Source organism: Corynebacterium heidelbergense (assembly GCF_028609845.1).
Classification (GTDB): Bacteria; Actinomycetota; Actinomycetes; order Mycobacteriales; family Mycobacteriaceae; genus Corynebacterium; species Corynebacterium heidelbergense.
Genome location: NZ_CP063191.1, coordinates 759,609 through 785,495 on the forward strand (window position 1 = coordinate 759,609; position 25,887 = coordinate 785,495).

Annotated in this window: 20 protein-coding genes; 15 read left to right on the forward strand and 5 right to left on the reverse strand. The window is 64.6% G+C overall.

Annotated elements, in window-relative coordinates:
* Positions 1 to 26: 26 nt before the first annotated feature.
* From CHEID_RS03380 to CHEID_RS03395, 4 genes are all read right to left on the reverse strand, one after another.
* Entirely contained in the window at positions 27 to 1,619 is a 1,593-nt protein-coding gene (locus CHEID_RS03380; protein WP_112768848.1) for an aminotransferase class III-fold pyridoxal phosphate-dependent enzyme, read from the reverse strand.
* Between the two features lie 178 nt (positions 1,620 to 1,797).
* Entirely contained in the window at positions 1,798 to 3,690 is a 1,893-nt protein-coding gene (locus CHEID_RS03385; protein WP_112768849.1) for an ABC transporter ATP-binding protein, read from the reverse strand.
* A 7-nt stretch (positions 3,691 to 3,697) separates the two neighbouring features.
* On the reverse strand, positions 3,698 to 4,978 hold the full coding sequence (locus CHEID_RS03390; protein WP_112768850.1) for a MalY/PatB family protein: 1,281 nt from the start codon (positions 4,976 to 4,978) through the stop codon (positions 3,698 to 3,700).
* A gap of 14 nt (positions 4,979 to 4,992) precedes the next feature.
* Entirely contained in the window at positions 4,993 to 6,531 is a 1,539-nt protein-coding gene (locus CHEID_RS03395; RefSeq protein WP_112768851.1) for a carboxylesterase family protein, read from the reverse strand.
* A gap of 67 nt (positions 6,532 to 6,598) precedes the next feature.
* Between CHEID_RS03395 and CHEID_RS03400 the strand changes: the two genes are divergently transcribed.
* The 3 genes from CHEID_RS03400 (at position 6,599) to CHEID_RS03410 (ending at position 9,514) form a co-directional block, all read left to right on the forward strand.
* Positions 6,599 to 8,767 carry a M3 family metallopeptidase gene (locus tag CHEID_RS03400; protein ID WP_112768852.1) on the forward strand — a complete coding sequence of 723 codons (2,169 nt, stop codon included), beginning with the start codon at positions 6,599 to 6,601 and terminating at the stop codon, positions 8,765 to 8,767.
* On the forward strand, positions 8,760 to 8,951 hold the full coding sequence (locus CHEID_RS03405) for a hypothetical protein (RefSeq protein ID WP_238599232.1): 192 nt from the start codon (positions 8,760 to 8,762) through the stop codon (positions 8,949 to 8,951). Before CHEID_RS03400 ends, CHEID_RS03405 begins: the two co-directional genes overlap by 8 nt.
* A 152-nt stretch (positions 8,952 to 9,103) precedes the next feature.
* Complete coding sequence (locus CHEID_RS03410; protein WP_112768853.1) at positions 9,104 to 9,514, forward strand: hypothetical protein; 411 nt, start codon at positions 9,104 to 9,106, stop codon at positions 9,512 to 9,514.
* A 1,120-nt stretch (positions 9,515 to 10,634) separates the two neighbouring features.
* On the opposite strand, the gene CHEID_RS03415 is transcribed toward CHEID_RS03410, so the two are convergent.
* On the reverse strand, positions 10,635 to 12,827 hold the full coding sequence (locus CHEID_RS03415; RefSeq protein WP_420536382.1) for a 4-alpha-glucanotransferase: 2,193 nt from the start codon (positions 12,825 to 12,827) through the stop codon (positions 10,635 to 10,637).
* A 110-nt stretch (positions 12,828 to 12,937) separates the two neighbouring features.
* Here CHEID_RS03415 and CHEID_RS03420 point away from each other — a divergent pair, with 110 nt between their 5' ends.
* The 12 genes from CHEID_RS03420 (at position 12,938) to recO (ending at position 25,796) form a co-directional block, all read left to right on the forward strand.
* Positions 12,938 to 14,776 carry an AMP-dependent synthetase/ligase gene (locus CHEID_RS03420; RefSeq protein WP_112768855.1) on the forward strand — a complete coding sequence of 613 codons (1,839 nt, stop codon included), beginning with the start codon at positions 12,938 to 12,940 and terminating at the stop codon, positions 14,774 to 14,776.
* Between the two features lie 162 nt (positions 14,777 to 14,938).
* Entirely contained in the window at positions 14,939 to 15,664 is a 726-nt protein-coding gene (locus CHEID_RS03425; protein WP_112768856.1) for a hypothetical protein, read from the forward strand.
* A 2-nt stretch (positions 15,665 to 15,666) separates the two neighbouring features.
* A complete protein-coding gene (gene hemW / locus CHEID_RS03430) occupies positions 15,667 to 16,887 on the forward strand; it encodes a radical SAM family heme chaperone HemW (protein WP_112768857.1) in 1,221 nt (406 codons plus the stop codon).
* Between the two features lie 105 nt (positions 16,888 to 16,992).
* Positions 16,993 to 18,018, forward strand: coding sequence for a heat-inducible transcriptional repressor HrcA (hrcA, locus tag CHEID_RS03435; protein ID WP_112768858.1), 1,026 nt, complete (start codon positions 16,993 to 16,995; stop codon positions 18,016 to 18,018).
* Positions 18,019 to 18,257: 239 nt separating this feature from the next.
* A complete protein-coding gene (gene dnaJ, locus CHEID_RS03440) occupies positions 18,258 to 19,400 on the forward strand; it encodes a molecular chaperone DnaJ (RefSeq protein WP_112768859.1) in 1,143 nt (380 codons plus the stop codon).
* A 57-nt stretch (positions 19,401 to 19,457) separates the two neighbouring features.
* Positions 19,458 to 20,297 (forward strand): 16S rRNA (uracil(1498)-N(3))-methyltransferase, encoded by an 840-nt coding sequence (locus tag CHEID_RS03445; RefSeq protein WP_112768870.1) that lies wholly within the window; start codon positions 19,458 to 19,460, stop codon positions 20,295 to 20,297.
* 93 nt (positions 20,298 to 20,390) lie between these two features.
* The gene (locus CHEID_RS03450; RefSeq protein ID WP_238596629.1) at positions 20,391 to 21,440 is read left to right on the forward strand and encodes a PhoH family protein; all 1,050 of its coding nucleotides are present in this window, start codon (positions 20,391 to 20,393) and stop codon (positions 21,438 to 21,440) included.
* Positions 21,437 to 22,054: an rRNA maturation RNase YbeY gene (gene ybeY / locus CHEID_RS03455; protein ID WP_112768861.1), complete on the forward strand. Its 618-nt coding sequence runs from the start codon at positions 21,437 to 21,439 to the stop codon at positions 22,052 to 22,054. Before CHEID_RS03450 ends, ybeY begins: the two co-directional genes overlap by 4 nt.
* Positions 22,055 to 22,083: 29 nt before the next feature.
* Positions 22,084 to 23,001 (forward strand): GTPase Era, encoded by a 918-nt coding sequence (gene era, locus CHEID_RS03460; RefSeq protein ID WP_112768862.1) that lies wholly within the window; start codon positions 22,084 to 22,086, stop codon positions 22,999 to 23,001.
* A 185-nt stretch (positions 23,002 to 23,186) separates the two neighbouring features.
* A complete protein-coding gene (locus CHEID_RS03465) occupies positions 23,187 to 24,395 on the forward strand; it encodes a DUF4282 domain-containing protein (protein ID WP_238599233.1) in 1,209 nt (402 codons plus the stop codon).
* Positions 24,396 to 24,398: 3 nt separating this feature from the next.
* On the forward strand, positions 24,399 to 25,019 hold the full coding sequence (locus CHEID_RS03470) for a DUF4282 domain-containing protein (RefSeq protein WP_112768863.1): 621 nt from the start codon (positions 24,399 to 24,401) through the stop codon (positions 25,017 to 25,019).
* Between the two features lie 6 nt (positions 25,020 to 25,025).
* Positions 25,026 to 25,796, forward strand: a complete 771-nt coding sequence (recO, locus tag CHEID_RS03475; RefSeq protein WP_112768864.1) for a DNA repair protein RecO — start codon at positions 25,026 to 25,028, stop codon at positions 25,794 to 25,796.
* Positions 25,797 to 25,887: the final 91 nt, after the last annotated feature.

Consider the following 25,887-nt stretch of genomic DNA (forward strand, 5'->3'; position numbering starts at 1 on the left):
CCGCGGGATGAAAGGGGGGACAGTACCTACAGCGCCCGGTCGGTGGCGTCGATAGCCGAATCGACGACCTCCAGAGCCTGCCGTACCTCAGCTTCGGTGGTGATGAGCGGCGGCGCGATGTGCGTCCGACTCCCCGAGACCATCGGCCACACCCCGCCGGCTTTGCACTCGGAAGCGAACTGCTTCATCGCCTCCGCGCCCAAGGGTTCCTTGCTGTCGTGGTCGGCGACGAGCTCAATGGCCCAGAAGAAGCCGCGGCCCCGGACATTACCCACGCTCGGGTGCTTCGCCGCGATCTCCGCCAAGGCCGGGCCAATCACCCGGGACCCAATGTCTGCGACGTGGTCGAAAATGTGATCGCGTTGGTACACCTCCTGGGCTGCCACAGCCACAGCTGCGCCCAATGGATGCCCGGAGTAGGTCAACCCGCCAGGGTAGGGACGATCGCCGAAGGTGTCCGCCACCGCCTGCGTCATCATCACACCCCCGAAGGGAACAACGCCCGAGTTCACCCCTTTCGCGAAGGTCACCAGGTCCGGCTGCAGCACGCCGCCATCCCTGGCGCAGCCCCCGTGCTCGTAGGCGAACATCCTCCCCGTCCGGCCAAAGCCCACCATGACCTCGTCGGCAATCCACACCGCCCCATGCCGGTCGCAGATGTCCCGCACCCCCGCCAGGTACCCATCCGGCGGCGCGATGACACCGGAGGAACCCACCATAGACTCCACCAACACCGCGGCGACATCGCCCTCGAAGATCAGCGTCTGCTCCAGGTGAGACAGCGCACGCTCGCACTCTTCTTCCTCGGTGGTGGCGTGGAAGGGGGTGCGATACAGGAAGGGGCCCCAGAAGTGCTTGATATCGCCATCGGTGGTGGGGTTGCCGTGCCGACGCGGCTCACCAGTTGCCATGATCGCCGAGCCCGTGGCCCCGTGGTAGCTGCGGTAGGCCGTGAGGATTTTCGACTTGCCCGTATGCAGGCGGGCCAGGCGAATGGCGTGCTCGATGGCGTCCGCTCCGCCGTTGGTGAAAAAGACGTGCGAGAAGTCGCCCTGGGCTCGGTCCGTGATCGTCTCCGCGACCTGCCCGCGCAGGTCGTTGGCGAAGGCGGGGTTGAGGTTAGTCACCCGCGTGGCCTGGCGCTGTAGGGCGGCGACCAAGTCCGGATGGGCGTGCCCCAAATTGGCGCTGACTAACTGGCTGGCCAGGTCCAAGTAGGCGTTGCCCGCATAGTCGAAAATCCAGGCCCCCTCGGCGTGGGCAATCGGCATGGGGTTGATCTTGTTCTGGGCAGACCAGGAGTGGAACACGTGGCCCCTGTCCCTGCGGCGCGTTTCCCGTTCCTGCTCTGCGGCCTCAGCGGAGCCGAATGCTACACGGTTTCCGGCAGCATCTGTGTAGTGGGTGGGGTTGGGGTGGCACGAGTTTCCCTCGCCGTTGCTCTCGCTCTCACCCAGGTACTCACCTTGCACCGGTTCCGGGGTTTCCGCGACGGTAGCCGACTCCGGGGCGGCCTGTGCCCCCGCCAGCGGTCCGGCTTCTGCGGGATGGGCCCCGGGGGTGTGATCGGATTGTGTGGGGGAGGAACCTGCTTCCGAGACTGCGTTAGGGCCGGTCATGGAACCTTCTTTCTGCGAAACGTGGGGGCGGTGTTGCCGGTGGCTCATCGAGGGGTGATTGAGGACGCCACCACGGCGCAACCGGTGGAAGTGAACCGATGGGTCTACGAACAGCAACTGTAGTGGGGCTAAGGAGAAGTCCGCAGCCCTGGTCGCTTCCGGGGATACTGCCTGGTATTTAGGCGGGCCGGTCCGCTGACTCAGCGGTGTCTAGGAAGCCAAACCGCTTGAGGCGCTCGCGGTCAGCGGCAGACGCCGAGGACGTCAATCGCAGTAGCTCGGAATAGATCCCGCCGGAGGTAGCCAGCTCGGCGGGCGACCCCACCTCGTCCACCCGCCCCTTATCCAATGTGACAATCGTGTCGACGTTGGCGATCGTAGACAGGCGGTGTGCGATGACCAACGTCGTGCGACCGGCCATGAGTTTTTCTAATCCCGCTTGAACTACTCGTTCCGCTTTGGTGTCCAGCGCGGATGTTGCCTCGTCCAGTATGAGCACCGGCGCGTCCTTGAGCATTGCCCGGGCTACTGCGATGCGCTGCTTTTGCCCGCCGGACAGCCGCAGTCCCCGTTCCCCGATGACGGTGTCGTAGCCGTCCGAGAATCCCATGATGAAGTCGTGCGCATTCGCGTTTCTCGCCGCCGAGATGACTTCCTCATCCGTGGCGTTTGGCCTGGCGTACGCGATGTTTTCCCGCACCGTTCCTGAGAACAAGGCGGGGTCCTGGAAAACAACGCCAACAGACGAACGCAATTCCGCACTGGTCAAGGATGCCACGTCCCGTCCACAAACACGCATTGTGCCACCGGTGGGCCGGTACAACCCCAGCAGCAGATTGACGAGGGTCGACTTGCCACCCCCGGACTCGCCGACCAGCGCAACCTTCTGGCCTTTCTCGGCCGCGAAGCTCACCGCGTGAATGACGGGTTCCTTCTCGTTGTAGCCGAACGTCACCTCGTCGAACTCGAACACGGGCCCGCCGTCTGGCGCAGAAAGCTGGGGGCATACAGCAGCGTCCACATCCGATTCGGCCACCAGGTCAGGCCCCCCGGTTCGGGACGCCGTTAACAGGGCGCTGGTCGCGGAGGGTTCCTCGAGTTCTTCCATTACCTTGAAGTACTCCCGGGAGCCGGCAGCGGCACGTTGAGCTGTGTCGACCATGTAGCTCATCATCATCGCGGGTTGGCGAGCCATGACGACGAACTGCAGCAGCAAGACCATGTCGCCCAAACTGAAGTGTCCGTGCAGGGTGCGCCAGAACAACATGATGTATACCGCGAAGAAGATGAGGTTCATCCCGCCCATGCGGATGATGTCCATCTTGTGCCAATAGCGCGACTGATGTTTGGTGAGGCCGACAACGGAGGCAAAGTGGTCCTGGAATAAACGGAGTTCCCGAAGCTCGGTGACGAAGGATTTCACCACCTTTACCTGGCCCACCACCTCCGCGAACCGGCCCTGGGCAGTGTCGATGTGCTCATTTTTTCGCTTTTCCCAGACGATCCACCGCTTGGATGTCAATGTGGTCATCCACAAGTACAGGGGGAAGATCACTGCAAGCAATAGGGCCAAGGGCCAGTAGTAGATGGCGGTGACGATGAGGATCATCGAGACCGTCAGCAGCATGGAGAAGAAGTTGTTGGCGAAGGTCTGGAAGAAATCCGTCAACCCGGCGATCGACCGGTCCAGTCGGGAGATGATCGTTCCGGTGACCTGGTTATCGAAATAGCGTTGGGGTAGCCCGAGCAGCTTGGCGAAATACCGGTTGGACAGGATCTGGCGCATGCGTGTCGCCATGACGTCACCGAACCAACCCCCGATGTTTTTCACCAGGTTGCTGCTGAACTCCACTGCCAGCAGAGCGACGGCGAACCAGATGATCTTGGTGCTGGCGTCCGCAAGGGAGCCCCTGCCCTGCAGGTGGGCCACGATGGTGTCCGTAGCCAGCTTGACCAGGAAAGGGGTCGCTAAAGCCAGGAGGGCCGTGGTGACGCCCGAGATGATGACAATGACGTAGAAGGGCCACAGTTCCCGCGTCGAGCGCAGGATGCGGGAAAGTGAAGAGAACATACAGTGGCTAAGCGTAGCCCCCGAAGTCCACTTTTTCGATCCGGGCGAAAGCCTCCTCGAGGATTTCCCGGCTGGTCGCGAAGTTGATTCTCACGCAGCCCGCCCCCTGGGCCCCGTAGTTGGTGCCCTCGGCGAAGGCGACCCGAGCCTGCTCCAGGATCGTGTGGGCGGGACGGTCCGCAAGTCCGGCAACACCGCTAAGGTCAACCCACATCAGATACGTCGCCTGGGGAGGCGTGAACTCAGCTCCGGGGAAGACCTCTGGAATCCGCTGGACGAGGTACTCCACGTTGTCGCGCAAGACCTCGATTTGGTTGTCCAGCCAGGCAACCCCCTGGGTGTACGCGGCCGCAGCGGCCACCCTGCCCAGGGTGGAACCGATGCCCGTGCGCAGCGGATGCACCTTGCACATGATCTCCCGGTCTTTGGGGTTGCTCAGGATCATTTGGGCGCACTGCAGTCCGGCGGTGTTCCAGCCCTTGGACGTGGCGGTGACCGTCACTGTTTGGCGAGCGGCGGTCTCCGAGATGCTGGCGGTGGGGATGTGCGGGTGTTCGCCGAGGACAACGGGGGAGTGGATTTCATCGGAGATGACCCGCACTCCGTGCCGGGCAGCTAGCTCCACAACGTTTTCCAACTCCTCGGCGCTAAATACCCGCCCCAAAGGGTTGTAGGGGCTGCACAGAATGAGGGACCCCACTCCAGCCTCATGTTCCGTTGATGTAAACGCGGCCTCCAAACCCTCCAGGTCGAAAGTCCACTGCTCTCCGCAGCCCGGAATGTCCGCCCGTATCATCGGAACCTTGATACACGGACGCTTTGTGGCTCTTGGTACGTCGAAGAAGGGGTGATAGCTGGGAACGGGGAGAACGATCGCAGACCCTTCGGGCGTCAGCTCGTCGATCGCGACTGCCACGCCTTTCACCACGTCCGGCAGTACCCGGACCCACTCGGGTTGCACATCCCAATCGAACCGCTGGGAGCAAAACGTGCTGAGTGCCTTTTCGACGAGATGATCGTGGGCATGATAGCCAAAGTATTCCCGTGAAACGCCGTTTGTAATGGCCCGAAATACTTCGGGGCAGGTATCGAAATCCGATTCTGCCACCCACAGCGGAAGCACGTCCGGGGGATAGGCGGTCCATTTCATCGTGCCCCGGGAGCGCAACGTCTCCACGGAGGGCACGGTCACTTCCAGGTCGCAATGCGTCTGCAACGGCTGGGGATCGCGGTTGACCAGGGGGTTATCTGAAGACTGCGCGGAAGTGTGGGGCTGGGAACCTGTCATGCGGTTCAGTTTAATTAACTGCTCGGGTCGGGCCGCGGGAAGAACCGCCGAACGGCAGTGAACCCGTCCTTCACCACCTGTTCAGCACACGTATTCATGTCGAATTGTTTGGCCAGGCGCTCAGACGTGGGGCTGTACTCTGGCCAATCCGGGGCCATCCCGTGGGCAAAATTCGCCACCAGAGAATGAAACCGATCTGCCAATGGCTGCAAACGCTCTGGTGCATTCGGGCCGCAGAACAAGTTGACGCTCACTGGGCCAACGGAGAGGCAATCGAAGACCAGTGGCAAGTCCCCGCAGTGTTGAGCGTCGGTGCCCCGGGCCCGGCTGTCCCCAGCGCCGCCGTAGAACTCGTACGCCCACGTCCGGCCGTGGCTGCCGCGGGCTTCCAGGGTGCTAATGGCCCACTGCCGGATGGTCAGATCACTTGCTGCCCGGCCCAATGGGCGGGGGACCGGTTCACCTCGGGCGGCCTGAAGCCACCCTTCGCGTTGGCCACGCTCTGGTGGGACGCCCAGAACAGACAGCCCCGCGCGGGTAATCGCCTTGCCGAGCGTTCGAGGCAAGGCCCGGTGGCTGGAACTCAACCGGTCGATCCGCTCTGTGACCCCGATGCCCAGGAATTCCCCCTGCATCGTGCCGATCAACAGTGGAACATTGGCCAGTCTCGCGGGATCGAAGGGGTATGGGCCGACTGCGCAGTCGCTGGGGAACATGCGGGCAAAGCGCAGGTAGGCCCGGAGCAACTGTGCTTCGGAGAGCGTACTGAGGTGATCCACTGTCAGCGGGCCGCCGAGGAAACCCTCCGCACACCGCGCCCGGCGAAACCACGGGGTCCGCGGGAAACCCGGGGACATGACCACAGCCCGGTTGATGAGGTCAGCGCCGCGGAGATCGCATAATGTCCACAGAACCAAGGCGGCTCCCGCGGATTGTCCCATGGCGGTGACATTTGCCGGGTCCCCGCCAAAGGCGGCGATATTGTCTCGGATCCACTGGAGGGCGAAGACGACGTCCTCGGCTCCGCGGAAGTAGGGGTGCCCCTCCCTGGCGTCCTCACGAGAAGAGACCGCCAAGCTCCCAGGTACCGATTCCCTGGACAGGGGCAGGAACCCCTCGAAACGCTTTCGATAATTGACGGTGACCAGTACGCAACCGGAGCGGGCGAAGGCCTCCCCGCGGTACCAGGGGGCATCCCCGTGACCCTCCTCGAAGCGGCCGCCGTGGACGAAGACCACGACTGGATAGAGGCCGGGTCTGTTCCTGCCGGCCGCTGATTCGTCTGGGGCTCCACCGGCAGACGCGGCGGCACGGGGCGCGGTAATGGAGATGGTGGCGTCCGTACCCATGCGCGTACTCGAACAATCCAGTGGCTCCCCCCACGGTGCGGGGGACCTCGGCGGGGAGAACAGATCTGCGGTGCAGGTCGGTTCCGCCCGGCAGGGGACGGCACGCCAGTGAGCCACGCCGGGGCACAGTACACTGCCTTGCACAGGGCCCCTGGCGGTGATGGCAATCGGCCGGGGATCGTCCACAGGCTGTGACATGGGCATATCAGTGATGCTAACGCTATAGGACCGTCGGGTGCGGCGGATTTACCACGACGTACACTAGGTCGCCATGGAGGACTTCCTGAACGCATCTGACCTGCCCTACGGCCTGCCGGATTTCGGATCCATCACCTTGGACTCCCTCGTTCCGGCCTTCCGCACCGCAGTGGTCGACCACGCAGCGGAGATTGAGGCCATCGCCGTCAACCCGGCCGAGCCCACGTGGGAGAACACGATGGAAGCCCTCGAATCGGCCGGGCAAATGCTGCACCGCGTCTGCGCCATTGTGTTCAACTACGCCGGGACCCTGGCCGATGGGGAAGTACAGGCCGTCGAGGCAGCCGTCTCGCCCGAGCTGGCCGCCCACATGTCCCGCATCGCACTCAACGAGCAGCTATGGCGCCGCGTGCAGAGCATGCCGGAGCAGCCCGAGGGCAGCGAGGAGGCGGCGCTGCTGGAGCATTGGCGCAAGCGCTTTGTGCGCGGTGGTGCGAACTTAAGCGGTGAACAGCGCGACAAGCTGGCGACCATCGACGCTCGCCTCGCCGAACTGTGCACCGGGTTCGGGACCTCCCTGCAGCGGGCCACGCAGGCCAATGCTGTGCTGCTCGCGGAGGAGGAAACTGCTGGCCTAGATGCGGCCACCATCCAGCGCCTCGCCGCCGCCGCCGCCGCAGCCGGGCACCCAGAGGGGACGTACCTGGTGCACCTCGGCCTGCCGAGCGTGCAGCCCATCTTGGCGGAACTAGAAAAGCCTGCTGCTCGACGGAAGGTCTACGAGGGTTCCCTGCACCGCAGCGACGGCGTGAACGACGCCGCCATCTTGGACATCGCGCGCCTGCGCGCGCAGCGAGCGGAGCTGCTGGGTTACGCCAATCACGCCGAGTTCGTGGTGGAGGACGAGACCGCGGGCAGCGTGTCCGCCGTGGAGGGGCTGCTTAACCAGTTGACCCCGGCGGCGGTGGCCAACGCGCTCGGCGAGCACAAGCGACTGGTAGACAAGGCTGCGGAGGATGGCGGGTCCCCCAGCGCGGCAGGCAATGATGCGGATGCCATGGGGGCCGCCGATTGGTCCTTTTGGGACGCCAGGCTGCGCGCCGAGGAGCTTTCCGTCGACGAAACAGAGATCCGGCAGTACTTTCAACTGGACCGGGTGCTGGTCGATGGCGCTTTCTACGCGGCAAAACGGCTCTACGGCATCGATGTTGCCCCGCGCGAGGACCTGGCGGGTTACCACGAGGACGTGCGGGTGTGGGAGGTGCGCGAAGCTGACGGGCGGCCCATCGGGTTGCTGCTGACGGACATGTTCGCCCGTCCCACGAAACGGGGTGGGGCCTGGATGAGCAGCTTCCAGGAGCAATCCCACCTGCTGGGCACCCTCCCGGTAGTGGTGAACGTCATGAATATCGCCAAGCCCGCGCCCGCCGCAGACGGCAGCCCCGGGGTGGCCTTGCTCAGCATGGATGAAGTCAAGACGGTTTTCCACGAGTTCGGACATGCCCTGCACGGCCTGCTTTCCGACGTCCGCTACCCGAGCCTGTCCGGGACGAATGTGCCCCGCGACTTCGTGGAATTTCCCTCCCAGATCAACGAAAACTGGGCGCTGGAACCGGAAGTGCTGCGCAACTACGCCCGGCACGTGGACACGGGGGAGGAGCTGCCCGCGGACTACGCGGCGGCGGTGGCCAAGCAGGCCCAGTGGGGCCAGGGCTTTGCCACGACGGAATACCTGGCCGCCTGCTGGGTGGACATGGCCTGGCACACGCTGAGCGCCGAGGAGGCTGCGGCGATCGATGACGTGGCGGCCTTTGAGGAACGGGCGGTGGAGCGCGCTGGTGTGGGCGTCGATAAATTAATTGCGCCTCGGTACCGATCCGCGTACTTCAACCACATCTTCAGCAGCGGGCTCGGGTACTCCGCCGGGTACTGGTCCTACCTATGGGCGGAGGTGCTGGACGCCGACGGGTTTCAGGCCTTTGTGGATACCGGGGCCGCCCACGGGGCCGAAGCGGCAATGGAAGGGCGAGTGCGGGCGGTAGCGGACGCGGATCCGGAGGACGTGCGCTTCGCCGGGGATCGTTTCCGACGGATGATCCTCTCGCGCGGGGCCAGCATCGATTACGAAGATGCCTTCTGGATGTTCCGCGGCAAGCAGCGCAGTGTGCAACCCTTGCTGGAACGGCGAGGGTTAGCTGGCGCGATCGCGCCGGGTGCTGCGGATGGGCCAAAGCATGATTGACTGGCTTATCTCCGTACCCGTGTGGATCCAAACGCCCCTGGTTGTTGCGATCATCATTCCCGTCGCCGGTGGCTTGGCGTGGGGGCTGTACCGGTTATCCGCTGAGGCATTGCCACTGTCTGAGACCGAGCGCGCCTACCTAGCCGCCGACAAGGGGACCGAGCAGAAAGAAGACTCCCGGTGAGACACTCGAAAGTGCGCCTAGCGCTGATTAGCCTGCTGGTGTTGATCGTGCTTGCGTGGGTTGTTACCCAGTTCATGGGGTGACTGTGGCGGCCTGTCGAGCGCATGGAGGGCGGTTTTGATGTTGTCTCGATTTGAGTCAAGGGGTACACAGTGAACGACATTGAACGCCTGGAGCAGCGGGTGGATTATCTATCTACCCAGGTTGAGCGCCTCATTGATCTGCATCAACCTTTTCCCGCGTGGCAAAGACACTTCCGCAAGGCCGCAATGCTCACTGGACAAACCCTCATCCAGGAAGTTCATGCACGGAGGGTGCTGGCGTACGTGATGCACCGGCCGTCTGAGCGCGCCAACATTGATCTCACCACCGGATTGGTGCCGCTCCCCGAAAAAACACAACAATTGCTGTTGTCTCGCGCGAGCGAAGAGCGAATCGCGGATCGCGAGGTGCATTGCATTCTGACGACTGTCGTCGGCGGTGGTGAAAGTGGAGCCGAGCAGCTTTTCGAGGCCTGGCAGCGAGATCTCGCCGTAGAGCAGAACGCAGCGGGTGGTAACTGAACAGTGCCCGGTTCTACTCGTGACAGAGGTCGCGCTTTCGCCCGGTTGGCTGACCTAGGTTGCTCCGACCGGACGGGCACGTCGGCCCAAGGCGAGCCCCAGAAGCCTCGGATGACCCCCGATGGGGAAGTAGAGGGCTCCAAAATTCTCGGACGAACCGGCGAAAGCTGAACCTTATAAGCACCAAGTTGAATTTAAGAAGCTGGCGATTCGGTACTAAATAATCTTGGTGCAAATTTCCGTGATCTGCCTGGTATGCCGTTGCTGTTGGATGAGCGAAACGTGAGAATGGCAATTGGTCCGGTCGGAATAAGGTAACTAACCAGAGGTGATTCTTACCCATTGTCTTCGAATTCGTACCATGAATCTCCCAGATCGCGAACTTTTGCGCTAGGCGGTTCCGGAGCTGTTCTTGAGGTGTCCTTGATCCATCCTCGGATGCTCCACAAGGCCGAACCATCGGCGTCTGTGATGGTGATAGACCCTGAAGGGTCGTGACTGACGGAGAAAACCTCGACACTTCCTACCTGGCGTGGCTCGTCAAAACCATAGGTCTCGTGCCAGCCTAAGGGCTTCCGTTCGATGTCGTTGGCCAACGACTCAAGATCATCCTGTGAACGTTCGAAGTCGTCTGGAGTGCAATACGTTACTGTGGCAAGAACAACGACTAGCGCCAAGCCCAGAAAAACTGGGGTTAGATTGCGAAACCTCCAGGATTTGTTTTTGATTCTAACAAATAACAGAATGAGTAGCGATATCACAGCTACCGCTAAACCGAGATAGAACCCCACTATCACCGCAAGAGTTCGATGGCTGTCGTCGATGTTGCCGGCAAACGGGGACCAATCTACCGCAAGGGTTACAGCGATAAGCCCATATGCGATGACACACAGATCGAGTACCAGTAGAACGGCTCTCCGCATTCCGTAATCCAATCTGGAAGATATGAATATGCGATTTGTTTACTGCAAAAACAACGGGCACGGTGCCAAACCGTCGGAGCCAATCACATCGTCGAACTAGGATGGGGTTACCGATGGACGGTCTCGCCACGTCGTTAAGCCCGTTTGTCCTCGATTGGTCACTCACCACCGTCACACCAGCCACCCCATTCCCGTTCCTACTGACCGCGTGCCGCCTGCAGGATAGCTTGCGCTAGCGCGCCGCTGGTGGCGTCCTCAGCAAGAATAGGGCGACCGGTGGAATCACACAGGGGAACGCGCCAATTCTCGTAGGTGTCGCCGCTGGTCCCGGGCTGGTTTTGCGCCCGGACGTCGCCCACCAAATCCACCAGGCAGATGCATTTAAGCGCGGATGGGGTCATGGCCGCGTAACGGTGTAGCCCCTGGATGATGCCGCTACCAGCGGGTTCGTGCTCCAGGTCCGCTAGCCCGTCCGCACCCCCGGGCCGCTGCTCCCGGCCGTGGCGGGCATCGGCAATTTCCTCCCGCGCGCGCCCGGAAGCGAAGTACTCCTCGCACGGCTGCCCGACAAACCCACCGTGCTCGGCGACCGTGGACAACACCTCGGCCTGCCACTGGGCATCGTCGGCGTACTCGGCCTCCACATCCCGGGTCAGCACCCCCAGCCGGTCCCGCAGTGAAATGTGCTCACCGCGCAGATAGGCCGCCGTAGGGGGGAGATCGTGGGTCGTCACGGAGGTTAAACACAACTCCCGGTAGGCCTGCGGGGGCTTGGCGCCCGTCTCGTCGCCTTCGAACCACAGGATCGACGTGCCCATCACCCCGCGACCGGCCAGGTAATCCTGCACCCAGGGTTCAAAGGTGCCCAAATCCTCCCCGATCACCACGGCCCCCGCCCGCTCCGCCTCCAACACCAGCGCGCCGACCAACGCCTCGTGGTCGTAGCGCACATAGGTGCCGGTCGTGGGGGCCTGCCTGCGGGGGATCCACCACAGGCGGAACAGGCCCAGCACGTGATCGACGCGAATGCCCCCGGCGCTGCGCAGGATGGTCCGCAGCATGTTGCGCCACGGCGCATAGCCCTGCTCCGCGAGCTCCCAGGGGTGCCACGGGGGTTGGGACCAGTCCTGCCCCTGCTGGTTGTAGCCATCCGGGGGCGCCCCCACGCTCACCCCGCCGACCAGCACATCTGCCAGCGTGGTGGCGTCGGCGCCGCCCGGGTGCACGCCCACCGCCAAATCCGCCATCAAGCCAATCCGCATGTGCTCGGTCAGTTCTGCCTGGGTCGCCGTCTCCTGCTCCTGGCAGAGCATTTGCAGCCAGGCGTAGAAGTCGGGGGAGTGGTCCTGTTCCGGTTCCCGTTGCTTGGCGTACTTCGCGCACCAACGGGCGAAGTCCTCCAGCCCTTCGCCTTCCACGGCGCGGTAGGCCTCCAGCTCGGCACGGCGCTTATCGCCCAGGCCGGCCTCCCACAGCCACCGCAGGGCCTGAAGTTTGGCGCCGAATGCAGCATTGCGATCCAGGAATTCCGCGGTGGTGTTTTTCGCCCGCAAGGGGGCTGATAGCTCCGCAATGCGGGTGTGCATTTCGGGGTGGGCGGCGTATTCCGGGGTATCCTCCACATGGATGTACAGCGGATTGGTAAATCGCCGTGTGGTGGGCAGGTAGGGGGAATCCTCTACCGGCGGACAAGGTTCGGCGGCATGCATCGGATTGACCAACAGGAAGTCCGTATTCTTCAGGACGCCCCCAACAGTGCGCAGGGTGCGGTAATCGCCCACGCTCCAGGCGGTGGCGTCCCGAACCGAATAGAGCTGGGCCATGACCCCCGTGGCAGGACGGGACACAAAGGCCTCCGCACTGCTCAGCCGGGCCGGAGAGCAGATCAGTGTGGCGGTGGCGGCGGTGGTTTCCGCGGTGGCTTCGATGCGGTGCCACCCCATGGGCAGCGCGGGGATCTGGAAGGTGGCGATGCCCCAGGTCTGCGGGCGCTCCGCTTTCGTGTGCACCGGGTCCACCCACACGTTGAGCTGTGGGCACGCCAGCGTGTTGCCGTCTTCCAGGAGGACCTTCACCTGGACCTGCTCCCCGTCCCGACAATGCACCTGAAGGTCCCGGGTCTGCCCGGCACAAGAGCACACGGTGGGCGGGATCATCCGCGCATAGCGGGCGGCCCGCAACTGCTCCGTGTGCTGGCGCACCTCCTCCGGTGGGATGGTGGGGCTGATAGGCAGGCCCAGTTGCGTGAGGATGGTGGCGATCGTGGCCGCGCTGACCTCCTGGCGGCTACCGTCCTGGCCGGTGTAGCTTGTGGCTACGCCGCAGAGGTCCGCGAGGGCTGCCAGTTCGGGGGTGGGGGTGTGGGGAAAATCCTCGTGGTGCTCAGTCACATCCGCCATTGTGCCGCCCCCGGCGCTTTTCCGCTGGCCCAGGGGCCAGATTTGGGGTGATGGTGCGGTAGCCTGAATTTGATATCCGAGCTGGGACCCCAAGGAGAATGATGACAGCGGAATACACAGCCGAGGCGTTGTACACCGTAGGCGAGAAGGAGACCTGCCTGACCGCCGTGCGCGATCTGCAGCGGGACAACCCTGAAGTGGTGCTATTCAACCGTCCACTCCATTTCGAATGGGTAGACGTTACGACTACCGAGTTCCTCGACCAGGTCTATGCCGTGGCCAAGGGGCTAATCGCCAACGGGGTCGGGGAAAAAGACCGCGTGGCCATCATGTCCGAAACTCGCTACGAGTGGTCCCTGCTGGACTTTGCCATCATGGCCGCCGGGGCCATCTCCGTACCGATCTACCCGTCTTCCTCCACCGGCCAGTGCGAATGGATCATCCAGAACTCCGGTGCGATCCTCGCGATCGGCGAGACCAGCGACCACACATACCGGTTGGAAACGTTCCTCGGCTCCGACGCCGAGCACACCGATGAGACCAAGCCGTTGCGCCGCGTTCTGGGGATCACCGGGGGAGCGGTGGACATCCTCATCGAGGACGGCAAGAACGCCGAGGTCTCCCAGGAAGTCGTGGAGCAGCGCATCGCGGGCGTGCGCTCCGAGGATGTGGCGACGCTCGTCTACACCTCCGGCACCACCGGTAAGCCCAAGGGCTGCCGCTTGACCCACCACAACCTCCTCTCGGAGTGCCGGGGGCTGCTCACCAACCCCATTGGCAAGATCGGCAAGCCCGGTTGCCGCTCCCTGACCTTCCTGCCGCTGGCCCACGTGCTTTCCCGTTGCGTATCCCTCACGATGGTGGTCAGCGGCGCTACCCAATCCCACTGGGCGGACTTCGGCACCCTCGTCACCGAGTTCCAGCGCTCCCAGCCGCACATGATCCTCGGTGTCCCCCGCGTCTTCGAGAAGGTCCACCAGTCCGCCAAGGCCAAGGCCACGGACGGCGGCGGGCCCCAAGCCAAGATCTTCCTGGCCGCGGAGAAAACCGCGCAGGAGTACTCCCGCGCCCTTGACGAACCCAGCGGCCCCTCCCTGCTGCTCAAGGCGCGCCACAAGGTCTTCGACAAGCTGGTCTACTCCCGCGTGCGGGAAGCCATGGGCGGCGAGCTGTTGTACTGCATCTCCGGGGGATCTGCCCTAAACCCCGATCTCATGCACTTCTTCCGCGGCGTGGGCGTGCTCATCTACGAGGGCTACGGCCTGACCGAATCCACGGCGGCGATTGCCGTGAACCACGAGCAGTCCTACCAGATCGGCACGGTCGGTCGCCCGGTCGGCGGTAACACCATCAAGACCGCCGATGACGGGGAAATCCTGCTCAAGGGCAACATGATCTTCCAGGGCTACTGGAAGAATGAGGAGGCCACGAAGGAGAACTTCACCGAGGATGGCTTCTACCTCTCCGGGGATGTGGGCAAGATCCTGCCGAACGGGCATTTGAAGATCACCGGCCGGAAGAAGGAGATCCTCGTCACCGCCGGTGGCAAGAACGTCTCCCCGGGCCCCATGGAGGACATCCTGCGCTCTGCCCCGCTGATCTCCCAGGCCATGGTGGTCGGGGATGATCAGAAGTTCGTCGGCGCTCTCATCACGCTCGACGAAGAGGCTGCGAAGAAGTGGAAGTCCGCCAACGGGGTGCCGGCCAACACCTCCATGCGCGAGCTGGCCAAGAACCCCAAGCTGCGCAACGTGATCCAGGATGCGGTCAACGAGGCCAACCAGTCCGTTTCCCATGCCGAAGGGATCAAGCGCTTCCGCATCCTTGATCGGGACTTCACGGAGGAGAAGGGGGAGGTAACACCCTCGATGAAGATCAAGCGGTTCGTCATCGCGAAGAACTTCGCGGACGATATCGCCTGGATCTACAAGAATCAGTAAAACCGCGACCTCCTTCCTCGTGTCTGCGTCTACCCGCCCGCCGGGTGCCTTAGGGTGAGAAAACGTCAGCGCGGTTCCCCCGCCCAGTCCGGGATTCTTCCCGACTGAGGTCCCGGGCCCCGTGCACACAAGACCGACGTAGATGTGGGAAAGGACCTTCGCGTGCACTTTGACGCCACCTTGCGCGTTCGCGAGCTCACCCAGAACATCTACGACATCGGCGACGAAGTTGCCGAGCACATCGAGCACGTCGCCCAGGCCATGGCAGACTGGGACCCCGAACTCCTCGCCGAGTGCATGCACGAGTTGAGCGACGTCATTGCCCAGGGCCGCGCGGAAGTGCGCCCGGGCCTTGCCGAGCTCAATGGCCTGCGGCAGGCCTTCATCTCCGGGATCAGGGCGGGGGAGATGTCCAATCACTTCGCCCACCCTGGGCGCACCTTGTCCTTCTTGCATGGGGGCAGATCAGATGTTCTTTCGGACGCCACCCCCACCGCGCGCTCCGGCGCCGTCGGCGCCGCCGAACCCCAGGGTGCCGAAGGTCCCGCCGCGCAACTGGGCACCCAGATGGCCTCCACCGCGGCGTGGCGCCTGTGGCTGCGGACCAACGCGGAAGCGCTCACTGCCCGCCTCAACGGCATCGCCGAGTGGGTGGTGCAGCAAACCCAGGCGGCGGTGGAGAACCAGTCCGTTCTCCTTCCGCAGGCGCTTTCCCGCGCCCAAACGTGGACTGAGGAGACCGTCGTGGACTGGGCGGAGCTGGTGGCCAAGCAGCCGGAGCTCGCCGCGGACATGCGCGGGGAGGCCCCACCGGCGTTCCTTGCCGAGCGGGCGCGGGTGGAGGCGGTTGTGGCCAAGCTGCAGCGGCGGCGCAGCGCGGCGGGCTAACGGTGAGTTCCACACCCCGCCGCGGCCTGTACATCCACGTCCCCTTTTGCGCCACCCGCTGCGGCTACTGCGACTTCAACACGTATACCCCGGCGGAGCTGGCCAGTTCCGGTGGCAGTTCGGCCGGGACCCTGGGAAACACCATCCCCGGGTACCTGCGCGCCCTCACCTGCGAGCTGGAACTGGCCGCCGAGAGCTGGGATGTGCCGCATGTGGACACCGTGTTCTTCGGGGGTGGCACCCCCTCCGTGCTGGGGCATGCCGGGTTGACCCGGGCTCTTAGCGCCGTTCGGCAGACGGTGGGCCTGGCCCCCGATGCGGAGGTGACCGCCGAAGCCAATCCTGAATCCACCGACCCGGAATTCTTCGCCGAGCTGCGGGCGGCCGGTTTCACCCGGGTATCCCTGGGCATGCAATCCGCCGCCGGGCACGTGCTGAAAGTGCTGGACCGCCGCCACACCCCCGGGCGCGCTGTCGCCGCCGCCCGGGAGGCCCAGGGCGCCGGCTTCGATCACGTCAACCTGGACCTCATCTACGGAACTCCCACGGAGACCGACGCGGATCTTCAAGCCAGCCTGGATGCCGCGCTGGAGGCAGGGGTGGACCACATCAGTGCCTACTCGCTCATCGTGGAAGACGGTACCGCGATGGCCCGCAAGGTCCGTCGCGGGGAACTGCCCGCTCCAGACGAGGACACCCTCGCTGACCGTTACCGGATGGTCGACCGAGCCCTGAGCCAGGCCGGTTTTACCTGGTACGAGGTGTCCAACTGGGCCCGCCCCGGCGGGCAGTGCGAGCACAACCTGGTCTACTGGCGCTCGGGGCAGTGGTGGGGTGCGGGGCCCGGAGCCCACGGCTGCGTCCACCTCACCCCCGCGGCACTTGATACCCGTGGCCTCACACCGCCGGATAGCGGATTGACTCGCATGGTCAACGCCAAACACCCCGCCCGCTACTACGAGTCCCTCATCACCGAGGGCCAGCCCCCCGTGACCCTCTACGAACCGCTCAGCGAGCAGGACCTAGCCACCGAGCGGATCATGCTGGGATTGCGCCTGCGCGAGGGCATCGAGTGGCGCTTGGTTGCGGAAGCGGCGTCCACAATTGAAAAATGGATGGACCATGGCCTTTTGCGCCGGGACGCGGATCGGGTGAGCCTCACCGAGGCCGGAAGATACCTAGCGGACGGTATCGTGGCAGATATCCTCTTCGCCCTGGATTAGCCGGAAACCCCGACTCCGACCAAGACCGACCCGAACCGAGACCCACCCCGAGCGAGACCAGCCCCACGAGGGGAGCCGACGACATCGAGAGGGAGCGCACCGCACATGTCCTCCGCCACCGATCAGCGCCGACGCGAGGTCCTGCGGGCAATCGTGGCCGATTACATCGCGCTGCACGAACCGGTGGGATCCAAGATGCTGGTGGACCGGCACAAACTGGGGGTATCTAGTGCCACCATCCGCAACGACATGGCCGTGCTCGAGGCGGAGGGCTACATTACCCAACAGCACACTAGTTCCGGGCGCATCCCCACGGCCAAGGGATACCGCCAGTTCGTCGACGGTATCCACGAGGTCAAACCGCTCAGCGCCCCGGAACGCCGCGCCATCCTCAACTTCCTGGAACACGGCGTGGACCTCGAAGACGTGCTGCGGCGCAGCGTGCAGCTCCTTGCCCAACTCACCCGGCAAGTCGCCGTGGTGCAACTGCCCAACCTGCGGGTCGGGCGGGTGAAGCACTGCGAGGTGGTGCGGCTCACCGAACACCGGCTGCTGCTCGTCCTCATCACGGACACCGGGCGCGTGGACCAGCGCAACGTCGAGCTGGACGACGCGATCACCGAGGAAGACGTGCCGCGCCTGCGGGACCTCATCAACGCGACGGTGGAGGGGCACACCCTCGATGATGCCTGCGCCCGGATCGCCGCACTGGCGCGGGAAGCCACTGGCAATACTTTGCCCGCGGAGCTGCGACCCGCCATGCTTACCGTGGCGACGGTGCTGGTGGAAACGCTGCTGGAACGCCCCCGGGAACGGCTTATCCTCGCGGGAACCACCAACCTCATCGGGATGGGCGAGCTCACGCCCGTCCTGGAGGCCCTGGAGGAGCAGGTCGTTGTGCTCAAACTTCTTTCCGGGGTGCAGGACACCCAGGTGCAGGTGAGCATCGGCGACGAGAACGAACCAGAGGAGCTGCGCAAGGCGGCCGTGATCTCCACCGGGTACGGCTCCCACGATGCCGTCCTCGGCGGCCTGGGTGTGCTGGGGCCCACCCACCTGGACTACCCGGGCACGATGAGCTCCGTCACCGCCGTAGCCCACTACGTCTCCCGCATCCTCTCCGGTCGCTAGCCGGGGTTGAACCACGCACCAGCGGGCCCGACGACTACGCACAACCGACACCGCCAACCACGCACCAGCGGGCCCTTCAACTACGCACCACCGGGGCTAAGGGGGAGGGGCCCAGACCCCACGCGCTAAGATGGCCCTCTGAACTGCGGGAGCACCGCAATCGCTATCCGCCAGCTCGTGGCCTCCCCCCAGCGACCAGACCAGTGACTCGAGAATGAAGTAAGGGGACAAATCCCACCGTGGCACGCGACTACTACGGCATCCTGGGCGTGGACCGGGATGCCTCAGACGCCGAGATCAAAAAGGCCTACCGCAAACTCGCCCGGAAGTATCACCCGGACGTGAACCCCTCCGAGGAGGCCGCCGAGAAGTTCCGGGAGGCATCCCTTGCCCAGGAGGTCCTGACCGACCCCCAGAAGCGCCAGATCGTCGACGCGGGCGGGGACCCAGAGGAGCAGGGCTTCGGCCAGCCCGGCGGCGGATTTGGCGGCTTCGGCGGCAGCGGCGGCCTGGGGGATATCTTCAACGCGTTCTTCGGGGGCGCCGCCGGCGGGGGGCAGCGGGTCCCCCGGGTGCGCCAGGGCAACGACGCGCTGCTGCGGATGTCCCTATCGCTGGAGGAGATCTTCGAGGGCATCAGCAAGGACGTGACGGTGGACACCGCCGTGGAGTGCGATGTCTGCGACGGCAGTGGTTCCGCCTCCAAGGGGCCGGCCGAGGTCTGCCCGACCTGCAGCGGATCCGGCAAGGTGATGGAGGTGCAGAGCTCCATCCTGGGCCGGGTGCAGGTGGCGCGCCCCTGCTCCCGCTGCTCCGGCACCGGGGAGGTCATCCCGGACCCCTGCGAGAACTGCGGGGGAGACGGCCGGGTGCGGGCCCGGCGGGACATCAAGGTCAATGTCCCGGCCGGCATCTCCGACGGGATGCGCCTGCGGATGCCCGGGGAGGGGGAAGTGGGCCCGGGCGGTGGCCCCCCGGGGGATCTGTACGTCGAGATCAAGACCGAGGAACACCCGGTGTTCCTCCGCGACGGCGACGATCTGCACGTGGACGTGCGCGTTCCGGCAGTAGAGGCGGCCCTGGGCACCTCCGTGGACGTGCCTGCCCTGGATGGGTCCACCGCCACCGTGGTCATCGAGCCCGGCACCCAACCGGCCGCGAGGGTAGTGCTGCGCGGCCACGGCATGCCGCATCTGCGCCGGGAGGGCAGGGGCAGCATCGTGGCCCACGTGGATGTGACCATCCCCACCGAGTTGAGCCACAAGCAGCGAGATTTGCTGGAGCAGCTGCGGGAGGCAACGCGGGAACGTGCGGAAGTGGCGGGCAAGGCCGATTCCCACTCCGGTCTATTCTCCCGGCTGCGGGGTCGGTTTGGTCGCTAGGGGACTGGGCGTGGCCGGGTTTGGTGCCACGGCTGGAAATTGCGGGGTGTGGCAACCGTGAGTGATCCGCTGTTCATCCACCCCATGCCGCGGGGTGCCCGCCCCGGGGATATCTTCGCGCTCACCGGGGCGGAGGCCAAGCACGCCCAGGTCAAGCGCCTGAAAGAGGGGGAGGGGGTGATGGTCAGCGACGGAAGCACCACCGCCGTGCGCGGGCAGTGGACCCAGGGGGGCGTTCGGATCGTGTCCGAACTACAGGTGCGAGCGCCCCGCCCCTTCGTCACCGTGGTACAAGCGCTGCCGAAGGCCGACCGCGCGGAGTTGGCGGTCGATTTGATGGTGCAGGCCGGGGCCGATCGGATCGTCCCGTGGGCTGCGGAGCGCAGCATCGCCAGTTGGCGGGGTAAGGAGGCCAAGGCCCGGGCCAAGTGGGAGAACGCGGCTCGAGCTGCGGCGAAACAGGCTCGGCGGCTGCGAATTCCCGAGGTGACGGAGCTGGCCGGTTCCGTCGCCGACATTGGGGCGCTAAGGCCGGGGGGATACGACGCCACCCCACCGAGCGCTGACTTCACTCGGACGCTGGTGGTGCTCCATGAGGCCGCCCATACGCCCCTGGCCCAGGCCCCGCTGGACGTCGACGAGGTGGTGCTCATCGTCGGCCCGGAGGGGGGCGTGGCCGATGGCGAGCTTGCTGATCTGGCCGCCCTGGGGGCCCATCCTGTGGTGCTGGGCCCCGAGGTCTTGCGTACAGCCACCGCCGCGGCGATCGCGCTGGGTGCCCTGGGAGCGCTGACCCCTCGGTGGGATCAGCAGCAGGGGCAGCGCGCCGAGGAGACCCCGCAGCCCCGCGACCTGCAGCTCCCGCGGCCCGGAGACCCAGCAAGAGGGGAACATTAGAATGAACGTTCAAACCAACATCGGCCGCCGCCTCCCCTCCACTGGGGCCCGACACAAAGAACCGCAACGATTGGAACCACCACGCCTATGCCCGTGAGTAGCTCGACGCCGCGCACCCCCTTCGGGCGCCACCGGATAGCCAGCTCCACCATTGACCTAGAGGACCACCTTGCGCTGGCGGTGACGGGTCCAGCCGACGAGAACCTGCGGGTCGTCGAAGCCGCAGTCGATGCGGACATCCTTACCCGGGGCCAGCAGCTCACCATCCGGGGTGCCGCCGCTGAGGTGGCCCGGGCCCGGCGGGTGCTGGAGGAGATGGTTAAGCTCGCGCAGCGCGGAACGCCGGTCACCCCGGAGGTCACCCGCTCTGCGATAAACATGGTGGACCGCTCCGCACCTTCCCTGGGGGACGCGCTGGGCGAGGCGATCGTGAGCTACCGGGGTAAATCGGTTCGCGCCAAGACCTTGGGGCAACAGGAGTACGTGGATGCCATCGACGAGCAGACGGTGGTGTTCGGCATTGGCCCGGCCGGTACCGGAAAAACCTACTTGGCGGTCGCCAAGGCGGTCCAGGCCCTTCAGCGCCGCGAGGTCACCCGCATCATTCTCACCCGCCCCGCCGTGGAAGCGGGGGAGAAGCTCGGTTTCCTACCAGGCACGCTCACGGAAAAGATTGACCCCTACCTGCGCCCGCTGCACGACGCGCTGCGGGACATGGTGGACCCGGAGACCATCCCCCGGCTCATGGAGACACAGGTTATCGAGGTCGCCCCGTTGGCCTTCATGCGCGGGCGCACGCTCAACGACAGCTTCATAATCCTCGACGAAGCCCAGAACACCACCCCTGCCCAGATGAAAATGTTCCTCACCCGGCTGGGCTTCGGGTCCAAGATGGTCATTACGGGGGACATGTCCCAGGTGGACCTCCCTGGAAGGCAGCAGTCCGGCCTGGAGGTGGCCCGTCGAATCCTGCGCGGGGTCGATGGCGTCCACATCGCTGAGTTCGATAGTGAGGACGTGGTCCGTCATCACCTGGTGGGCCGCATTGTGGACGCCTACGAGGCATATGAGGCGGAGGAAGAGTTACGACGCCAGGACGCGGGGATCGGGCCCAACGGCATGCAGAAGGGAACAAACCAGTGAGTATTGAGGTCTTCAACGAGTCTGGCCGGGCTGAGATCAACGAGGAGGAGTTGATCGACGCTGCCCAATTCGCGCTGTGGACGCTGGACGTCCACTCTGCCGCGGAACTATCCATCCACATCATCGACGAGGAAACGATGGCGGACCTGCATAAGCGGTGGATGGACTTGCCTGGGCCCACGGATGTGATGAGTTTCCCCATAGATGAACTCACGCCGGGGTGGGGCAGGAAGGACGGCCCGCCGCCGTCGCCCGCGATGTTGGGGGACATCATGTTGTGCCCGGACTTTGCCCAGGGGCAGGCGGATCGGGCGGGCCATTCCCTCGGCCACGAGCTGGACCTGTTGACCGTCCACGGCGTGTTGCACCTGCTGGGTTTCGACCACGGTACGCCGGACGAGGAGCAGCGGATGTTCGCGCTGCAGAATGAGATCCTGGCCAATTGGTACGACTCCCAGGCCGAGCGGGGGGTCAGTTTCGGCCCCAAGCCCACCGGCCCCGGTGCCTTCCCCACCGCGGCGCAGCGGGATGATTCCGGCAGCAGCGCGCAGCAGCCCAGTGAGAAGAGCGAACGCAACGGTGAGAAGAACGATGACAGCAATGCGGCTGAGTAGGAAACGCGAGCGAAAGGGAAGAGTGAGCAATGGATAACACCCACACAACCGGGGAGTTCCGCTCGGGTTTCGTCAGCCTCGTGGGGCGCCCCAATACCGGTAAATCCACCCTGATCAACGCGCTGGTCGGGGAGAAGATTGCGATCACGGCCAACCAGCCGGAGACCACGCGGCGTCCCATCCGCGGTATCCGGCACGAGGAGGACGCGCAGATCATCCTGGTGGACACCCCCGGACTGCACCGCCCCCGCACCCTGTTGGGGGAGCGGCTTAACGAATCCGTGAAGGAAACCTACTCGGACGTGGACCTCATCTGTCTGTGCATCCCCGCCGACGAAAAGGTCGGGCCCGGGGACCGCTGGATTGTTGATGCGCTGGCCCGGTTCGCGCCGACAACGCCGGTCGTGGGCATCGTGACCAAGGTGGATAAGGCCACGAAGGACGAGACGGGCGAGCGTCTGCTGGAGCTCTACGGACTGCTGGAGGAAAAAGGCGAAGTGGTCCCGGTGTCCGCGATGGAACAAACCCAGCTAGATGTGCTCGTGGACGTCATCAAGCGCCACCTGCCGGAGGGGCCGAAGTTCTACCCGGACGACCACGTCACGGATGACGATCGGGATACCCGGATGGCGGAGCTGATCCGCGAGGCCGCCCTCGACGGTTTGCATGACGAGCTACCGCACTCTGTGGCGGTGGCAATCGACGAGGTCTACGACAACCCCACCCGTGAGGGCGTGTTGAACATTCACGCAATCATCTACGTGGAGCGGGAAGGGCAGAAGGCGATCCTGCGGGGTAAAGATGGCCGGAGGCTATCCCGGATTACCCACCGGTCGCGGCTGGAGATCATTGAGCTGTTGGGGACGAACGTCTACCTGGATCTGCGGTTGAAGGTGGCCAAGAATTGGCAGACCGACCCCAAGCAGCTCGGCCGGATGGGTTTCTGAAATCGGAGCTAAACCCCAGGGGGTGGTTTCTTCACCGGCGGAACTACCTTATGTTCGATAAAGTGAATCGGCGCCGATGCGAGACGGGCGCCTGGCTCTGATTCGAGCTCCCGATCTCCGCTGCCGCCCGAGAACGTTCGACCCCCCGCACGAACCAGTATTCGAAGAAAGGTGTTTGTCCACCGATGACCACTCCCCAGGATCCCAACGGCCGCCATGACGGTTCCGCCTCCGACCGCCCTTCGGACAATCATTCTTCGGAGGGTTTCGGCTCCCACGCCGCTGGTGACTTCGGTAGCACCGGCTCCACTGGTGGTGCCCATTCCGCCGACAACCAGGAGACCCGCAAGCTGAATCTGGGCTCTGGTGACAGCGCCTCGGAGCAGTCCACCTCTGGCCCCTCCGGGACCTCCTACCCGGCCAGTCAGTCCGGTCAGGGCGCGCCAGGCGGGTCCTCTTCTTCGGACGCCACCTACGGGGCGCCCTCTCAGTACGGGTCTGACGCCCAGGGTTCCTTCGGCCAGCAGGGCTACGGGCAGGAAGGTTATGGCCAAGGCGGCTACGGTCAGCAGGGCTCTAGCCAGCAGGGCTACGGCCAGCAAAGCTTTGGTCAGGGCAATTACAGCCAGAACACCTATGGCCAGCAAGGCTTCGGCCAACAGGGCTTCGGCCAACAGGGCTACGGCCAGCAGGGCTTTGGCCAAGGGAGCTATGACCAAAGCGGCTATGGCCAGCAGGGTTACGGGCAGCAGCAGTATGGGCAGTCGCAGTACGGTTCGGCCGCATCCCCCAACCCGTACACCGCCGGATCGGATTCGGCCCAGGGGGCCGAGGACCGCTCCGCCGAGTCCTCCAGCTCCACAGCCGCAGATTCGTCTGGTTTCAACGGTTACAACGCAAACCAGTCCCAGCCCGACTCCTCCGGCAGCTTCCCCGCAGCGAACGGATACGGGGACCAGAGCGCAGCCGCCTACGCCGGCTACGGCCAGCAGCAGCCGATGGGCATGCCCGCCGGCTACCCCCAGCAGGGCGGACAGGACAACCGCGCCGGGGTAGAGAAGGACTCCTTCTTCAAGGCCCTGTTCGACTTCAGCTTCACCCGCTACGCCACCCCCAGTGTGGTGAAGGTGCTGTACATCCTGCTCATGATTCTGGTCATGCTCGGGCTCCTCATCTTCCTGGTGTTCCTGCTCTACGCCGCTACCCAGGATTCTTCGGGCATCATCGCGTTGGTCGTCGGCCTGCCCATCGCGGTCCTGTTGGCACTGTTCTTTGTGGCCATGCACCGGGTCTACCTGGAAGTCGCCGTTGCCCTGGTGCGCACGGCCCAGTCGGTTCAGAGCATCGACAAGCGCCAGGCAGAAGCCGAGCTCAACCAGACCCCGAAGGAATAGCTCATGGCTACCAACTCCCCACATCACGTGGGCGGTCCGGAGCCTACGCCCAACTTTGCCCCCACTCAGGGAGCTAACGCCATCGGCCCCCAACCGGGATGGGTGCCGCCCGTAGGTTCCAAAGGGGATAAGTTCCTTACCGCCTTGGCAGACTTCGGCTTCACCAAATACGTCACCCCCACTGTGTTGAAGGTGCTCTACGCGCTGGGAATCGTCGTTATCGTGGCCAACCTCCTGCTCAGCACGATATTTGCCGGATTCAACCCCACTAACTCCTTCGGAGCGGATTTCGGAATAGCCTCCTCCGATTCCTTCACCAGCGGGGCATTCGGCCTCGATACTCCGGAGGGGGAGTGCCTCGGCACGACCCAGCGCTACTCCACGGATGAGCCGTCCGAACTGGACCCATTCACCGACACCTACCGGCTCTGCCCCGAGGAGCACAGCGGCTTCTCCTTTTCCGATATGGGCATCCAGTTCGTGCAGTCCCTCATTGAGGGCTTCATCGATCTGCTGGTCCTGCGGATCACCCTGGAGGTGTGCGCTGCGGTGGTGAACACTGCCCGGGCTTGGCAGAACATCCAACGCCGGGCACAGCAGCGCGGCGCGGGGTCGGTGGCCTAGGAGCGCATGTCAGCTGCACCGGCGCGCCGCTCCTGGCGTCCTACCCGGCCCAACTACCGTGACCAGGCATTCGTCGTGCGTTCCCACAAGCTGGGCGAGGCGGACCTCATCCTGGTGTTGTTGACAAGGGAGCACGGCGTTGTCCGAGGTGTGGCCAAGGGCATTCGGAAAACCAAATCCCGGTTCGGTTCACGGCTGGACCGGTTTTCCCGTGTGGACGTGCAGCTCTACCCCGGGCGGAACCTGGCGAATATTACGGATGCGGCGACCGTCGCTACCTATGCCGCCGCGATCGTTGCGGATCCGGATCGCTACTTTGCGGGGGTGGCGATGCTGGAGATGTCCCAGTACTTCGGTGCAGCGGAGGGGGCTGGGCAGGCCGTGTTTACGTACCTTGACGCGGCTCTGGCCCGACTGGCTGGGCCGGAGGGGGACCTGCCGCCCGTCTGCGTTGCCGACGGTTTCGTGCTGCGATGCCTAGAGGAGACCGGGTGGATGCCGAGCCTGGTGGACTGCTCCCAGTGCGGCAAGCCGGGCCCCCACCGGGCCTTCCACCCCGCAGCCGGGGGAGCGGTGTGCGTGACCTGCCGTCCACCGGGTTCGGCCACGCCCCCGCCGCAGGCCGTCCGGTTGTTGTGGCTGCTGTGGCAGGGCCGATTGGGCACCGCTGAGACCGTGGCTCGGGAGCCTGGGATAGCTGCCGCGGCTCATCAACTGCTAGTTAGCCACGTGCGGCATCAGGTGGATGTGCCCGCAACAGCCTACGGTTCGCTGTGAGCCGCCTTATGCGGTGTACTCCGGGGTGCCGCGCCTTGTGACGAATCCAGGCCCCTGCATGATTCGATGGGAACCCTGGCACAATAGTCCG

What these genes read in the sequence shown, in the direction of transcription:
- CHEID_RS03420 (WP_112768855.1), top strand. Translation starts at nt 12,938, where the DNA reads ATGACAGCGGAATACACAGCCGAGGCGTTGTACACCGTAGGCGAGAAG.
- CHEID_RS03390 (WP_112768850.1), bottom strand. Translation starts at nt 4,978, where the DNA reads ATGACAGGTTCCCAGCCCCACACTTCCGCGCAGTCTTCAGATAACCCC.
- CHEID_RS03400 (WP_112768852.1), top strand. Translation starts at nt 6,599, where the DNA reads ATGGAGGACTTCCTGAACGCATCTGACCTGCCCTACGGCCTGCCGGAT.
- hrcA (WP_112768858.1), top strand. Translation starts at nt 16,993, where the DNA reads ATGTCCTCCGCCACCGATCAGCGCCGACGCGAGGTCCTGCGGGCAATC.
- CHEID_RS03465 (WP_238599233.1), top strand. Translation starts at nt 23,187, where the DNA reads ATGACCACTCCCCAGGATCCCAACGGCCGCCATGACGGTTCCGCCTCC.
- recO (WP_112768864.1), top strand. Translation starts at nt 25,026, where the DNA reads ATGTCAGCTGCACCGGCGCGCCGCTCCTGGCGTCCTACCCGGCCCAAC.
- CHEID_RS03395 (WP_112768851.1), bottom strand. Translation starts at nt 6,531, where the DNA reads ATGCCCATGTCACAGCCTGTGGACGATCCCCGGCCGATTGCCATCACC.
- era (WP_112768862.1), top strand. Translation starts at nt 22,084, where the DNA reads ATGGATAACACCCACACAACCGGGGAGTTCCGCTCGGGTTTCGTCAGC.
- CHEID_RS03385 (WP_112768849.1), bottom strand. Translation starts at nt 3,690, where the DNA reads ATGTTCTCTTCACTTTCCCGCATCCTGCGCTCGACGCGGGAACTGTGG.
- CHEID_RS03380 (WP_112768848.1), bottom strand. Translation starts at nt 1,619, where the DNA reads ATGACCGGCCCTAACGCAGTCTCGGAAGCAGGTTCCTCCCCCACACAA.
- CHEID_RS03405 (WP_238599232.1), top strand. Translation starts at nt 8,760, where the DNA reads ATGATTGACTGGCTTATCTCCGTACCCGTGTGGATCCAAACGCCCCTG.
- CHEID_RS03470 (WP_112768863.1), top strand. Translation starts at nt 24,399, where the DNA reads ATGGCTACCAACTCCCCACATCACGTGGGCGGTCCGGAGCCTACGCCC.